A 14,801-nucleotide genomic window follows, 5' to 3' on the forward strand; every position below is an offset into this window, starting at 1 on the left:
TTTATGAAGAATTTAAAATCAAGCATCGTGCTTTCAGCAATTGTTTCAGCTGCTGCTATGTTCGCAACTACGGCTCAAGCGGCTGATGACAAATTACAACAAGCTTATAAAAGCACCAATGTAAAATCTGCATTGATCAATGTTTGTAAAAATGAAACTGGCAAAAGCAAAAAATTGACATCTGCTGAAGTCAGCAAATATTGTGGTTGTGCTATTGAAGCAGATGGCAAATTAACCAATGCACAAAAATGGGAAATTCAAAGCACCATTAACCAGAAGAAAAGCCCAGGCACTTTAGCTTTTGTACAGAAGCAGAATAAAGATCTTCAAGCATGCTTTGGTCCACAGTTAACAGGCAAACTGAAAACTTTGACTGAAGAAGCAATGAAATCAGCTCAAGCGGCACCAAAGAAATAAGATCTGATTATTCTTTGATAAAATAAGCCACTATAATGTGGCTTATTTTTTTGAAAAAATTTAAAGAAAACAGGAGTTTTTATGTCTGAAATTAGTTTGCTTGACCAGAATTTTCCTGCGACGACAGGCGAAATCAATTTAACCCAGTTAAATACAGAATGGCTGGTGATTTATTTTTATCCTAAAGATTCTACGCCAGGCTGTACGACTCAGGCAGTTGGCTTTTCCTGTTTAAAAGATCAGTTCGATGCTTTAAATACCACAATTCTTGGCGTATCCCGTGATTCGGTAAAAGCTCATCAGAACTTTACTGAAAAGCAGAACCTGAGTATTAACCTGATCAGTGATAAAGAAGAAGTGTTGTGCAATCACTTTGATGTGATTAAAGAAAAGAACATGTATGGTAAACAAGTGATGGGCATTGAGCGTTCAACTTTTATTTTCCATAATGGCCAACTGGTCAAAGAATACCGTAAGGTCAAAGCAGCAGGTCACGCAGAACAAGTTCTGGAAGATTTAAAAGCTTTACAAGCTGCTTAATTGCATGCTTGTGTATAAATAGAAGCTCGAAATATTCGGGCTTTTTTTACAATAAATGTCATATCATCAAGTATTTTATATCTACCCTAGTTCATTTCACACTGTCCCGAAAGATGAAGATTCACTTTATCTCCTACCCCGGCAATTCCTTTTTTCATACCAAAATCCCTACGGTTAATCACAGCAGATGCCTGAACATCAAGCAGGTTGGTATTCGACATACTGGGTTTAAAGGTTGTTTCGAAAATCACAGGCTTGGTCACACCACGCAGGGTTAAATGACCTAAAACATTGTATTTGCCATTGCCCAATTCTTTAAACTGGATACTTTTAAAAATTACAGTCTTATATTTTTCTACATAAAATAGGTCTTCGCCCAGAATCATATGTTTAAATAGCGGCTTACTAAAGCTTAAACTTTCCACATCCATGACCAGATGGGTTGAGGCATTTTGCGGTGCTTTAGCATCAAACTGCATCGTGGATTGAACCTGATTGAACTTGGCTTTAACTACAGTAAGACCCATCGACTTGATCTCAAAACCGACATCACTTTTGGGAGTTAAGGTCCATGATCTTGCAAAAGACTGACTGGTCAAAGCTAAACAGATCGCCAAGCTAAGGAGCCCAGTTTTTATTGTTGTTTTCAATTTTAAATCCACCTTGTTTAATTTCTTATTGATCGGATTTAAGTACACGGCTTAATCTGAAACTAAATTTTCTTGTTTTTTGAGCGAACAGGTTTTCGTTATTTTTATACCAGTTTATTGAAGTTTTTGTAAAATCATTCATGACTAACGGACAAAATGCTTGTGCTGGTTTTTCTCTGATAAGTGGCCCTGCTAGGCTAGCAGGAGATTGTTTTCATCTTATAAAATTCTGATTTTAAAATTTTTTTATACCAGACAGATCGTTTATTTTAAGCTCAATATATATTGAAATATCTATGTGCTTGCAGTACTGAAAAGAGTTGTTTTCTGCGCTGACCATTCTCGATACCTATCTAAAATGACACGCTTGGTCAACTTCTTAACCGATCTATCGGCTTTTGTAGCCTGAATCAAATACTGAGGATTAATGACACCGCGACGCCCCACATGGTACAGGCAATAATAGCATCCAGTATTTTCCATGCTTTTGGATGCTGGAACCAAGGCGTCAGTATCTTTGCCCCATATCCCAAACTAAAGAAAAAGAACCAGGAAGCACAGACAGCACCTAAAGCAAACCACCATTTTCCTAAGGCGTATTGGGTTGAAATTGATCCAATCAATATGACTGTGTCTAAGTAAACATGCGGATTTAGCCAAGTAAAAGCCAGGCAGATCATCAGTACTTGTAGAAAATGCTCTGTTAGCTGGTCACTTGGTGCCAAAACCTCTGTTGATTTAAATGCGCTGATCGCATGATGCAAACCATAATAAAACAGGAATCCTGCACCAATATATTTAGAAAATATAACAATATCTGGATAATGTTCAATGATACGCGCAAAGCCTAGTACGCCAAGCAGAATTAAAATGGAATCAGACAAGGCACAAATCACACAGACCCAGAACACATGCTGCTGTTTTAAACCTTGTTTTAATACAAAAGCATTCTGTGCACCGATACTGACAATCAGGCTCATTCCCACTGCAAAACCACTCATCATATAACTGAACATCACATTCCCCTTTTTTTGAATAAATGAATTATTCAACAAAATGGATGCGATTAATTAAAACTAAGTTAATATCAATTTAACTAAATTATTTTTAGATAACAGATATGCTGAATGCGAAACAATGTGATGCTTTTTACGCAGTTGCAAAAACGGGAAGTTTCGATCTGGCTGCCGAGCAGCTAAATATTACTGCCTCGGCAGTGACCCTTCGTGTTCAAAGTCTGGAAAAAAAATTGGGACAATTGCTTCTGGTGAGAGATCGGCCTTGCCGTGTGACTCAATCCGGACAAACCTTATTGCATTATTTACAGCATCAACGTTTGCTAGAACAGAATCTGATGCAGGATTTGGGTGGACAATTGCAACAGGAAGGTTTCTATTGTCTGAATATTGCCACCAATGCTGATTCGCTCGCGACCTGGCTATTACCAACCTTACAAGCCCAGCTGATCCAGCATAAAATTGTGTTGCATTTTCAGGTGGATGATCAATCACAGACTCATCATCTGTTAGAAGCAGGTCTCGTCAATGCCTGTTTGAGTACAGAGAGTAAGGCAATGAAAGGTTGCCGGGCTGAGTTGATCGGACAGATGCAGTATCGTCTGGTCGCCACCCCTGACTTTTCCCGAAACTGGTTTCATCAAGGGGTACATCGGGATGCGCTACGCCTTGCCCCTGCCATTATTTTTAATGAAAAAGACCAGCTACATACCCAGTTTATTCAGCACGAATTTGGCCTGAACCTTGCTCAATATCCTCATTTCTTTATTCCATCGACCCATGCATTTTTTGATGCGATTGTCATGGGTCTAGGATATGGCTGGCTGCCGGACTATCAAACCAGGGATTTGCTGGAGTCAGGTGAACTGCTTGAACTTTCGAGTGAGATGCGAATTGAAGTACCCTTGTATTGGCATCACTGGAAAGAACAGTCGTCTGCCCTGGAAATTTTAGGCGAATGTTTGAAACAGCATGCTCAAACTACCATGAATCAACCCATAACAACCTGATACTTTTAAAGCAGATTGGTTTTATCATTCTGGGCAAATTTTTCACTGAGTTGCTGATAGGTCGTGGTTTTTTGGAAATTCTCTAGAAAATCAATCGTGCCTTGTGGAAATTTATCTCGTTGAATTTCGCCACGATAATAAGCTTCACGCATCGGCGTGGCGGATAAGGCATCTTCCAGGCTGTCAAGTTCGACCATTTCCCATTCTGGAAAAAACTTTAAATAATAAGAAGAATCATCTTTAAAGTGCCCAATCAGCCCAACTTTGGCATCCGGTTCAATAACCTGATTCACCAGCGATTTCACCAGTTTTTGCCATTTTTCATCATTATAAACATCAATGACTTCTACAAATTTGATCCGAGCTTGATCTTCAGGACTGAAATTTGACAGGATCATGGCTTCACGCTCCGAAGCCAAGAATGGATTTTTGATATTGCGTTCATTTTGCGCAGAGCCGAGAGCCAAAATCACATGTTGACTGTGTTGCAGGGCAATGTTAATCGTTTGCATGTGCGCCAGATGAAAAGGCTGAAAGCGGCCAATGAAAACCAGATAATCAAATGTATAGTTCATAAGGGATCAGTTTTTTATGACTCATGAGTTGTGCTGCCCCAATAAATATGCGACATAATCATTCCCATAAAATCAAATTAAGTTTTAAAGCAAGGATAGTACGATGACACTGAGCTGTATTCAACAACCTCATGAGCATTTGAATGCGAATTTAGAACATGGTGTACTCACTTTAGCCATCAATCGTCCGGAAGCGAAAAATGCGTTATATAGCGAACTTTATCTCTGGATTGCGAAAGCTTTAGATGAAGCAGATCAGGCGCCTGAAGTTCGTGTGGTCGTTTTACGTGGTCAGGATGCAGACTTTAGTGCGGGCAATGATATGCAGGATTTTATGAAATCTGCTGCGAAGAAAGGTCAGGCACCCGCCGCTGAAGGCCCACCGTTTGTTTTACTGAAATCTGCTGCAAAATTTTCCAAGCCATTGATTGCAGCCGTGCGTGGTGTTGCAATCGGCATTGGCGTGACGATCTTACTGCATTGTGATCTGGTCTATAGTGACAATACCGCCCTGTTCCAGATTCCATTTGTCAGTCTGGGTCTATCGCCTGAAGGTGCTTCAAGCAAGCTGTTGATTCAGCAAGCGGGTTATCATAAAGCGGCCGAATTATTGCTGACTGCGCAAAAATTCAATAGCGAAAAAGCACTCGACGCAGGTCTGGTGAATAGCATTGAAGAAGATGTTTATACTAAAGCAGCAGCACAAGCTGCCCAGCTCTCTGCCCTGCCATTGGCATCACTGGTGCAATCTAAAGCCTTGATGAAACATAATGTGAATGAAATTGTGGAATGGATTGACCATGAAGCAGAAATTTTCATGCAGCGTGTTGGCTCGCCAGAAATGCTGGAAGCGGTTCAAGCCTTTATGCAAAAACGTAAACCTGATTTCACACAATTCAACTAATTTTCAAACTTATGAGTTCAACGAGGTGGTTTAGACTGCCTCAATCTTTTATTTTTCCAAGAATCTGAAGTATGCCAAATCAAAACTCTCAAACCTCTTCTCAAACAACAGATAGTTCAAATCCAGAAAAGAAACGTTATTACGAACCTGCACCTCAAGATATAGATATAGACAATTTTCGTAAGGTGATTGAAAGCCGACGTTCAGTGCGTAAATTTACCAAAAAGCCAATTCCTGTCGAAGTTCTGGATGCCTGTATGGATCTAGCGTTGTTGGCACCAAATTCGTCGAACTTGCAGCCTTGGACTTTTTATGTGGTACAAAATCCGGGCAAGAAAAAACGTCTGGTCAAAGCCTGTATGAGTCAACTGGCAGCCAAAACAGCTTCTGAGCTAATTGTCTGTATCGCACGTACCGACCGTATCGATGAAATGGCGAAACGTAATGTGAATGAATTTCCATTTCCTGAAGCACCGCCCGCGATTAAGAAATACTATAAATATATTCCCTACAACTATAAGACTGGTTATCTGAATGCTTTTGGTAACTTTAAGAAAGTGGCTTTCAAAGTTGCCCGTACACTGGACAAACAAATGCCAGTTTCTGCTTTCAGTCCAGCTGATGCGAAACTGTGGGCGACCAAAACGACGGCGCTTGCTTGTGAAAACCTGGTCTTAGCTTTACGTGCTTATGGTTTTGACAGCTGTATGATGGAAGGTTTTGATGAACCGATGGTTCGTGAAATTCTAGAATTGAATGATGAACAGTATCCGGTCATGGTAATTGGTGCAGGTGAACGTGCTGAAGACGGCGTGTTCTTCCCGCAATACCGTTTTGATCGTGAACTGTTTATTCAGAAGGTTTAAGCTTCGTATCTATAGAAATTAAATACCTTAAATCTGATAGATATCTTATGACATGGATGTCACATAATTCACTCTTTATACGCTAAAAACTATACATAAGATAAATCTTAACGGAAATTTCATATTTTTTATTAACGCTCTTTCATAAGTCATTTTTTTACTTAGCTCCAAGTTGTATATTCCAGCAATCAAATTAAATCTCAAACCAAGTTTTTTTCCTCTGTTACGATATCTTTCAGCAAGGATTTTGAAAGCTTTCACACTACCCAATACATGTACAATTCCGATTCTTCTTCCATTAATTTTTTGATTATAAGTTTTGAGTTCAATATCCAATTTAGTGATTTCTCTAGTTAAATTTCTTTTTAATCGAAAATTAAGCTGAGCTAAAAAGTTTAATTTTTTTTACATGATCACACAAAATGTCTATTGTGGAATTTAAAAGATAGTTTATTTTTCTTCTATTTTTTATGAAGATAATTTTTATACTTTTAAAGTATAAAAAAGTTTAAATATTAAATATCAATATAAAACAATATCTTAATATGTTTTAAAAAGACTTATAGAACTATCTTAAGCTTACTGAATTAAAGTTAAGGTAAAAAGAAAGATGAATTTTCCAAAATAAAAAAATGCCAACCAGAACAAATATTTAAGTATTTCTTAATTAAAAATGGTATTTTTTGTGATAGATCATTTAATCATTAAGATGATTTAATCAGTTCGCATAATAACAATAGATAAATAAAAAATGTGACTGAAATTTTGGCTCTCTAGTTCTTTTATAAAAAGAGGCTCGAAGAAGCAAAAAAGAATTAGAGGGTTCACTTAAAAAGAAGTTAAATAGGAGGTGAAGGCGTACTGAAGATAAGATTCATAACCTTATAATAGGATAGTAAATATTTTGAAATAAAATGCATTTTTTAAACAAATTAAAAAGACCCTAACATACAGAAGAGTTGAGGCCATGAAAAAAAAGTATAGTAAATTTTTATCCATTCCTACAGATTTTAATTTAGAAGATTCGCCCTACCATTGGATTAGTCAAGTGCATACCCAATATGTGCAAAATGTTGACTATGCCTTAAAGAAATACGGTTTAGACAATTCTCGAAGACGTATTTTACTGGCATTAAAATTTAAAAATAGAGCGAGTATTTCTGATTTATCTGACATGTTGATTTATAAGATGTCAACTACCACTAAAATCATCTATCGCCTGAAAGATGAGGGATTAGTACATACTTATTCCTGTGAGGATGATGCACGAATTACCCGAGTATTATTAACCGAAAAAGGTCAGCAAATGATTAAAAAGATTAATGATCTTAGTGTTGTTGTACTAGAGCAATCTTTCGATGGTTTAACACCGTTGCAAATTGAAAAAATGCTACACAGCCTTAAGCATATCTTCCGCAACCTGGCTCCTTCGCATTAGTTGAATCAAAGGTAAATTAAAGTATATAAAAATTGAGTTAAAATCAGGGGAAAGTATATTTTTTAAATTTCAGGACGTAATATTATAATAATTAGCATAAAAGATATCTATTTAAAAACAATAGATATCTTTTATAATTAAAAAATAATCATCTGTTTAATTAATATTTATATAATAAGAACATTTAAAAAAATAATTCAAATCATAAATTATTTTAACTAGATCAAGGCCAATTAAGGGACAGCATTAAAATTTAATCTAGATTTAAACCTAGGAGCAAACTAATGAAAATAAAATATCTAGTAATCTGCGGTATCTGCTTAAGTTGACAAAAATAACTAAACATGCGAAAAGACATTTTTGGTTAAACGATGTTTGCACATGCCACGGATTGTTACCGTCCCACTCAGCTTAGAACAGCGTGCACAACTAATTCTCCTGACCAAGCATGCAGCACATTGGCGTGAAAGACAACGTGCCCAAACTATTCTCTGGCTTTCCGAAGGTAAAACTGTTGCCGAAGTTGCTGCGTTACAAGAGCGTATCCCAGAAACCATAAGGCTACAACGCCGACATTGGGAGCTACATCAGTTTGAATCGATTCAAGAAGGTCATCGCTCAGGCCGTCCCAATACACTGACATCAAACTATCAGGCTCAAATCTTAGAGTGGGTCAACACAAGCCCACTCAATGCAGAACAAATCCGAGTCAAACTGCATGAAAAACACGGTGTGTCCGTGTCTGTTGAAACTATTCGCAAGTTTTTGCGAGATTCAGGCATGGTCTTCAAACGCACCCGCCACAGCTTGAAAAAAAAGAGACCCGACCGCATTTGGACAAGCGCAACAGCAAATTGAAGCATTACGTGAGCAAGCGGCACGTGGTGAAATTGTATTGGGCTATGTCGACGAAACAGGATTTTCGGCTACGCCAGATAACCGTTATGCATGGACAAAGATAGGCGATGTTCATGCGGTTGATGCTGTAAGACTAAAGCGAGTTAATGTGATGGGTTGTCTCCTGTCAACGGGTCATCTGATCACCAGTTGCCTACAGGAGTCCGTTAACAGTCGCTGGTTTTATGCCTATTTGATGGGTGTAGCAGCACAGGTGAAACGCAGCTATCAAGTTCCTTTGGTGTTGATTGTTGACAATGCCTCGATTCATCGCAGCAAACAGATGGTAGATTGGCGCAAGCTTCTTGTACAAGAGTATTCAACGACTTTGTATTTTCTACCTGCGTATAGTCCTGAGCTGAATAGAATTGAGATGGTTTGGAAGCAGATGAAGTATAACTGGCGGGATTTTAAGGTAATGAAGGCAGATCAAATAGAGCGTTGGGTTGGGCAGATTTCAAAGGGTTTTGGTAATGAATACATGTTTACTTTTTAGTTGATACTTATTAACTGGCTGTCAAGCAACGGCACCGCTTATGAAGAATAGTATCACTTTTGTTGTAGGACCATCCGACTTTGAGCATAACTTTATTTTTAAAAACAATTGGCCATTGTGTCGTAATTTTTATGATAGCGATGGAAATATGCCTGTAAAAAGAAAAACTAAATATTTAACTACAGATAACACTTGTAAAGTATCTCCTGAAGGTTATGTGCCTGAACAAATTATTATTAAATATGCCCCTTGGTTGACTTATGAAGAGCAAATAAAAAAAGGATATGGTGTTCCTGAAGAACTACGTTATGCTCAAGGAGAAGAGGCAGCAAAAAAAAGACTCGCTATAATGGCAGCGAAACAGGAAGGTGTAGCAAAAATTCCAGCCACAGAATGGAAACGTATTATATTAACTCCCCCTCAAGAAGTAGAAAAGTATAAGTATCAAGTTCCTGAAGATAAAGGTAACCGCAGTCGAGGCAAAGACATTCATTACCTCATTTCCCTGAATCCCGATGGTAGCTACGACATAAAAACCAAATTGTATTGGGTCTCAAAATATCAAGAATTCTGGAATTGAATTTCAATTGTAAGCCTATGATAAAGCCCGCTTGATTTCAGGTAGACTTCTGCTTATATAGCTATCTGTAAACAACTCAAGCTCATATTGTTCTCAATTTCCGATAATCAATCCAGTTACAATGAAACCCGACGGGTACACGTATTGGTAAATGAATGGTTGTAATCGGCCCTTCAGCCATATGCTGTGCATCCAGAATCACCACTTTGGATGGGCGTCCATCTAAAGCATGAACATAAGACATCAGCCAGCCATCATTTTCAGCTTGAGCACCTTCCCGTGCGACGAATATCACCTCTCCTGTTACCCAGTTTTCTCCAAAAGAATAGCTTTCTGAATTGCCAGTTTCCACATCATGGCTCAAAAGAGTATTGCTGCTGACATGAGAAGGATCATCAAACTCGCCAAAGGAAATAGTGTAGACATAGCGATAAGGCCGACCTGTATAAGCTTCATTAATCTGTGGGAATTCCTGTTTCATCTCGGATAATATCGTCCGAGCCACTTTTCCAGTGCCGTGTTCAAAAATGAACCGCTCCAGCCGAATATCCTGATCTTCAATCGGTCCCTGAATCGAACTGACCAAGGCTTTGGAGTGCACCACCACATCCATAACCACATCACCAGAATCCAGCTCATAAGCATTCACGGTATGAAAAATAAAATAGGGATCAATCTCATACCAGCGAATATCAATTGCCTTACCGTCAAAAGGCAATATACCCATGCGTGCCTGCCGTTTTGGATTCCATTGATATGGCAACATTGAACCCTTTAAAGCACTGCGTACAGAAAAGTTTACATTCAGGTCCAGAATCAGCACATGAGATCTGGTAATGGCACAATCATGAATCATCGGACCATGTTTCACTGGAATGTCGACATAATGTTTCAACTTACCTTTTGAATCTATCTGCAAATAAAAAACTTTGTTCTGACTTAAAGCATCATAACAAATCGCATGAATATCGCCCGTTTCAGGATCAATATGCGGATGGGCAGTAAATGGAAAATCCTGATCATCTTCAAATAAATGATGTCGTTTTGACTCCAGTGCAGCATTCAACTCAACTGGATATGCACCCGCTTCTACCAGTGCCCAGATTTTTCCGGCAAAGTGGATGACATTGGTATTGACTGCATCCGCGACACCTCGCGTTTTACCGGGAATTTGTGGTCGATGAAGTTTTTTCTGCACACTGGCAGAACCGATATAACTGCTTTTATACCAATGTGCCTCACCACCTTTAAGTCTGAGCGCATGCAACATGCCATCGCCCGTAAACCAGTGATAGTTGCGTGGGTTTTTGACTGTAATAGGATTTGGACCAATCCGCATTAATGCGCCATCCAGTTCTGCAGGAATCTGCCCTTCAACCTTTAAATCTGTGGAAAAGTGTTCCTGCCGCTCTGGTGCAAATATACCTTCCAGATAGGGATTATCTGGCGAATATGGAATGCGCTGATGCAGGATTTCTGTACCGTACTGGATAGATTTACTGAGGGTATTCTTAAGCGCACTGCTCAGCGGTTTTGGCCACGGCATTGTTATTTTCCTTATTATATTTTTTCTTTGGATTATTCTGGAAGAAATGATAATAACAAAAGCAGGTCGGCTGGTTTCTGAATCTAGATTAACGGCGCGCTAAGTTAAACGCGCCGCAGCAGAGTATCAATTTTAGACTTTGATATCCAGAAGCTGAATAAATTCAAAGGCTGGCTCTTCATAAGGATGACTTTCTTTCAGCGCCTTGGCCACTTCGACTGCCTTTTCATCCGGCACCAGAATTTCTACCCGCCATTCTTGTACCTGTTCCAGTTTACCCACTTCACCAATATGAGGATCTGCACCTTCCTGCGGCTTAAACTGTCCGGTTCCTAAAACCTGCCAGGCACAATTCGTATACTCACCAATACCGCCCGCTCCTGCTGCAAATATCGCATTCTTAGTGTCTTCCAGATTTTCATCCGGCACGTAATAAATCAGCTTTAACATATATTCCTTCCTGAAATTCAGTTACTTGTCGTATTGTTAAGCGCTTGGGTAATCATCTTCAATGCAGGATTTTGGGAATTCTTGTTAAATGTTGCATACAAGCCCAGTTTTGGCAGTGCCTGATCAGTCTGGACAATTTTTACATGCTCATTCAAAAGACGCAGTAAATATTCGGGCGCAAAACTAAAGCCCATTCCCATATTGGTCAGATTGATGTGTTGCAAGACATTGGTCACCCACAACAGCTGTTCATGTTCGAGTTGATCAATGCAGAGCAGTTTATCCAGCTTCTCATAAAATACGGGCGAAGCATTCTGCTCGCACATAATCATATTGTGATTTTTCAGTTCCTGTAATTTCAGGATTCGATCTGTAGGATGTAAATGCTGAGCGGCAACCAGATAAATTTGCTCGGTTAATAAATGAATATTCTCAAAATCTGGATGGTCCAGATGAAAGCGGGTAATACATCAATCCAGTTCAGCATTTTTTAGCCGCTGAATCTGTTCCATACAGGTCAGGCTATGCAGATGGATTTTTAAGTCCGGCATGGTTTTTTTAAGCTGGGCCAGAATCTGTGGCATCACTTTGATTTCTGCAACATTCAGAAAGCCAATATGAATCTGGTTATTTTTCTGCTGTGCGACCTGGCGTGCTGCTGCCACTGCCAACTCGGCATTTTCCAGTGCTTTTTCGGCATAGATCTGAAAAGCTCGCCCTTCATCGGTGAGTTTGACCTTTCTGGATGAACGATCAAACAGCATGACGCCTACTTCCTGCTCCAGATCCTTAATTTGCTGGCTTAATGACGGCTGAGCGGTAAACAGTTTTTCGGCAGCCTTGGTAAAACTTTGTTGCTGCGCCACAGTAATAAAATAGCGTAAATGTCGAAGTTCCATAGCCTGCCCGGTTTCTGATCAGGTCAGCATCTTAAGATTATGACCCACGTATTGCAAATAAGAATAGGTCGATAGTTTATATGAATATCGCTATATCAACAGATCCTGTTTTACTAGACTGCCTGATTATATAGATAGCTTGTTCTTCACCTATACACATGGAGTCTTGTATGACACAACACTATGACACTGATGTTCTGATCATTGGTACTGGTCCTGCAGGTTCAACATTAGGTTTGGCTTTGGCGAATTATGGTATCAAGGTACAACTGTTTACCCAGTTTAGCTGGCTGGCCAATAGTCCACGTGCCCATATTACCAATCAGCGTGCCATGGAAGTATTACGTGATTTAGGTATTGAAGAACAGGTTAAAGAGATTGCAACACCATGGGAACAGATGGGTGAAAGCCTGATTACCACCAGTCTGGTCGGCGAAGAAATCGCCCGTTTAAGTGCATGGGGTACCGGTGATGAACGTCATGGTGACTATATCCAAGGCAGTCCATGTCCTTTAGTTGATTTGATCCAACCCAAAATGGAAGCTTTACTGGTGAAAAATGCCGGTGAACGTGGTGCAATTTATAACTTCAATACTGAATACCTGTCACATGTGCAGGACGAAGATGGCGTGACTGCTACTTTCCTGAACCGCATTACCAATACTGAATTTAGCTTAAGAGCAAAATATCTGGTGGGTATGGATGGTGCTAAATCTCATGTATTGGAACAGCTCGGCTTGCCACTGGAAGGCGTGATGGCACGTGCCGGTACCGTCTATGTGACCTTTAAAGCTGATCTTTCTCAATACGTTCAACATCGTCCTGCGATTCTGCAATGGATCGTGAATCCTGAAGCCAGCTTTGGCGATCTCGGTATGGGATTGTTACGTGCGATTACTCCTTGGAATGAATGGATTATGGGCTGGGGCTTTGACATTTCCAAAGGCGAGCCACAGGTGACTGAAGAACAGGTACATGCACGCCTGAATGCCTTTGTCGGTGCGAAAGTTGAAGAAGTCGAAATCCAGAAATTGTCGTACTGGTATGTGAACCAGACCTGGGCAACTGAATATTCTAAAGGTCGCGTATTCTGCGGTGGTGATGCGGTACACCGTCATCCACCATCGAGTGGCCTAGGTTCAAATACCTGCATGCAGGATGCCTTTAACCTAGGCTGGAAACTAGCATACGCGGTAAAAGGCTGGGCTGCACCTTCCCTGCTGGATTCCTATACGACTGAGCGTGCACCGGTCGGCAAGCAAATTGTGGCGCGAGCGAATCAATCACGTTTTGATTATAAATACCTGAAAGAAGTCTTTGGTTTTGACAATGGTGTGACTACACAAAAACAAATGCTGGAACGTATTTTTTCGGAAGATGAGCAAGGTGCTGAAATCCGCAAAAAGCTGTTTGAAGCTTTGGAAATTAAAAACTTCGAATTTAATGCACAAGGTGTAGAGCTGAACCAACGATATAGCTCCAATGCAGTGATTAGCGAATCTGAGCCTGAAAGATTTGAGCGAGATCAACAGCTTTATTTACAGGCAACGACTCGCCCGGGTGCTAAAGTTCCGCATACCTGGCTGATCAATACCAAAGGTCAAAAGCAGTCGACTTTAGATATTACCGGTAAAGGTCGTTTTACCCTGCTCACAGGTTTATCTGGCAAAGGCTGGAAACAGGCTGTTGAAGTACTGAACTTACCTTATCTAGATGTGATTCAGATCGGTTCTCGTGACTACCGTGATGTGTATGGCACTTGGAACAGCAAATCTGAAATCCATGAATCTGGCGCAGTGCTGGTTCGTCCGGATGGTTATGTGGCTTGGCGTTATCAGGACAGTACCAATGAGGCTTTTGATTATGAAAATACGCTAAAAGCAGTACTCAAACAGGTTCAGCTAGTTATTTAATGAATAAGTTTTGAAAAGACCACCTTCGGGTGGTTTTTTATGCTTTTAAAATAATGACATATACTGACTCTCAGCTTTTCTTGAAGCCACTTTGTTCTAAAATTTCTTTCCTAAACTCCCTGATTGATTAAAACTTATTTAATCGCAACGATTCCTTCCAATACCAATGCACATATACAATTGATTTTGTGATAAATTTCACATTAATACAGTGTAATTTACCTCATTCAGGTTCAGTCATACTGTTCTGCCTTGTATAGCTAGGACACATTCATTTTGCTGATCTGTGGTTCAAATTCTCCCGCACTCAGCCAGCAAGATAATGTTCGTTGTGAAGTAAGCACATGTCATGGCAAATCTCTCCCAGATATTCGACGGCTTTAGGAATGGTCGAAAACTTAACTTCAACTTTTGATCCTCTCATTGATACCGCGAATGCAATGCCAATGACATTCCGGCCTGAAACACTTAAACGCAAAAATTTTATGTTTTCAAATCAAAAGAATGGATGATCTTGATTTGAAAATAAAATCTAAATTCAGGATTTCCCCCAATGTTATTTAATTGGTTAAAATAGTTATTTTCATCACTTTTCAATGGATTT

15 protein-coding genes and 2 pseudogenes are annotated in these 14,801 nt (G+C 39.6%); 10 read left to right on the top strand and 7 right to left on the bottom strand.

The annotated features are described in order from the left end of the window. Positions 1-3: 3 nt before the first annotated feature. Together F891_RS10495 and F891_RS10500 are read left to right on the top strand one after the other, a co-directional pair. Positions 4-417, top strand: a complete 414-nt coding sequence (locus F891_RS10495) for a hypothetical protein (protein WP_004645640.1) — start codon at positions 4-6, stop codon at positions 415-417. Positions 418-498: 81 nt separating this feature from the next. Further along, positions 499-957 (top strand): peroxiredoxin, encoded by a 459-nt coding sequence (locus F891_RS10500; protein WP_004731690.1) that lies wholly within the window; start codon positions 499-501, stop codon positions 955-957. Positions 958-1,043: 86 nt separating this feature from the next. Here the strand turns inward: F891_RS10500 and F891_RS10505 are convergent, their stop codons facing one another. Both F891_RS10505 and F891_RS10510 read right to left on the bottom strand, forming a co-directional pair. Continuing rightward, complete coding sequence (locus F891_RS10505) at positions 1,044-1,607, bottom strand: YceI family protein (RefSeq protein ID WP_004731691.1); 564 nt, start codon at positions 1,605-1,607, stop codon at positions 1,044-1,046. Between the two features lie 410 nt (positions 1,608-2,017). Next, entirely contained in the window at positions 2,018-2,623 is a 606-nt protein-coding gene (locus tag F891_RS10510; protein WP_004731693.1) for a LysE/ArgO family amino acid transporter, read from the bottom strand. A gap of 104 nt (positions 2,624-2,727) precedes the next feature. On the opposite strand from F891_RS10510, the gene F891_RS10515 reads away from it, so the two are divergent. Next, complete coding sequence (locus F891_RS10515; protein WP_004731695.1) at positions 2,728-3,633, top strand: LysR family transcriptional regulator ArgP; 906 nt, start codon at positions 2,728-2,730, stop codon at positions 3,631-3,633. Positions 3,634-3,638: 5 nt separating this feature from the next. Here the strand turns inward: F891_RS10515 and F891_RS10520 are convergent, their stop codons facing one another. Beyond that, complete coding sequence (locus tag F891_RS10520; RefSeq protein WP_004731698.1) at positions 3,639-4,208, bottom strand: nicotinate-nicotinamide nucleotide adenylyltransferase; 570 nt, start codon at positions 4,206-4,208, stop codon at positions 3,639-3,641. A 103-nt stretch (positions 4,209-4,311) separates the two neighbouring features. Here F891_RS10520 and F891_RS10525 point away from each other — a divergent pair, with 103 nt between their 5' ends. Then, positions 4,312-5,112 carry an enoyl-CoA hydratase-related protein gene (locus F891_RS10525; RefSeq protein WP_004731699.1) on the top strand — a complete coding sequence of 267 codons (801 nt, stop codon included), beginning with the start codon at positions 4,312-4,314 and terminating at the stop codon, positions 5,110-5,112. A gap of 71 nt (positions 5,113-5,183) precedes the next feature. Beyond that, positions 5,184-5,978, top strand: a complete 795-nt coding sequence (locus F891_RS10530) for a nitroreductase family protein (RefSeq protein ID WP_004731701.1) — start codon at positions 5,184-5,186, stop codon at positions 5,976-5,978. A gap of 162 nt (positions 5,979-6,140) precedes the next feature. Here F891_RS10530 and F891_RS18315 read toward each other — a convergent pair. Next, positions 6,141-6,239 (bottom strand): annotated as a pseudogene (locus tag F891_RS18315) (IS5/IS1182 family transposase); the annotation flags it as partial. A gap of 706 nt (positions 6,240-6,945) precedes the next feature. Here F891_RS18315 and F891_RS10540 point away from each other — a divergent pair. The 4 genes from F891_RS10540 (at position 6,946) to F891_RS10555 (ending at position 9,389) form a co-directional block, all read left to right on the top strand. After that, the gene (locus tag F891_RS10540; RefSeq protein WP_004731704.1) at positions 6,946-7,416 is read left to right on the top strand and encodes a MarR family winged helix-turn-helix transcriptional regulator; all 471 of its coding nucleotides are present in this window, start codon (positions 6,946-6,948) and stop codon (positions 7,414-7,416) included. Positions 7,417-7,797: 381 nt separating this feature from the next. Next, a complete protein-coding gene (locus F891_RS10545; RefSeq protein ID WP_005262470.1) occupies positions 7,798-8,274 on the top strand; it encodes a helix-turn-helix domain-containing protein in 477 nt (158 codons plus the stop codon). Continuing rightward, a complete protein-coding gene (locus tag F891_RS10550) occupies positions 8,270-8,809 on the top strand; it encodes an IS630 family transposase (RefSeq protein ID WP_126038012.1) in 540 nt (179 codons plus the stop codon). The genes F891_RS10545 and F891_RS10550 overlap by 5 nt, the downstream gene beginning before the upstream one ends. Before the next feature lie 40 nt (positions 8,810-8,849). Continuing rightward, positions 8,850-9,389 carry a hypothetical protein gene (locus tag F891_RS10555; RefSeq protein ID WP_005263471.1) on the top strand — a complete coding sequence of 180 codons (540 nt, stop codon included), beginning with the start codon at positions 8,850-8,852 and terminating at the stop codon, positions 9,387-9,389. A gap of 82 nt (positions 9,390-9,471) precedes the next feature. Here the strand turns inward: F891_RS10555 and F891_RS10560 are convergent, their stop codons facing one another. The 3 genes and pseudogenes from F891_RS10560 to F891_RS17480 all read right to left on the bottom strand — a co-directional run bounded on the left by F891_RS10560 (position 9,472) and on the right by F891_RS17480 (position 12,284). Then, positions 9,472-10,935: a carotenoid oxygenase family protein gene (locus tag F891_RS10560; protein ID WP_004731707.1), complete on the bottom strand. Its 1,464-nt coding sequence runs from the start codon at positions 10,933-10,935 to the stop codon at positions 9,472-9,474. Between the two features lie 132 nt (positions 10,936-11,067). After that, positions 11,068-11,385 carry a YqfO family protein gene (locus F891_RS10565; RefSeq protein ID WP_004731710.1) on the bottom strand — a complete coding sequence of 106 codons (318 nt, stop codon included), beginning with the start codon at positions 11,383-11,385 and terminating at the stop codon, positions 11,068-11,070. Positions 11,386-11,402: 17 nt separating this feature from the next. Further along, positions 11,403-12,284, bottom strand: a pseudogene (locus F891_RS17480) (LysR family transcriptional regulator). 170 nt (positions 12,285-12,454) lie between these two features. Here F891_RS17480 and F891_RS10580 point away from each other — a divergent pair. Continuing rightward, positions 12,455-14,197, top strand: coding sequence for an FAD-dependent oxidoreductase (locus F891_RS10580; RefSeq protein ID WP_004731715.1), 1,743 nt, complete (start codon positions 12,455-12,457; stop codon positions 14,195-14,197). The last annotated feature ends 604 nt before the right edge of the window (positions 14,198-14,801 follow it).

Origin of the sequence: Acinetobacter sp. CIP 101966 (genome assembly GCF_000369725.1) — a bacterium.
In the GTDB taxonomy this organism is placed as follows: Bacteria; Pseudomonadota; Gammaproteobacteria; order Pseudomonadales; family Moraxellaceae; genus Acinetobacter; species Acinetobacter lwoffii_Q.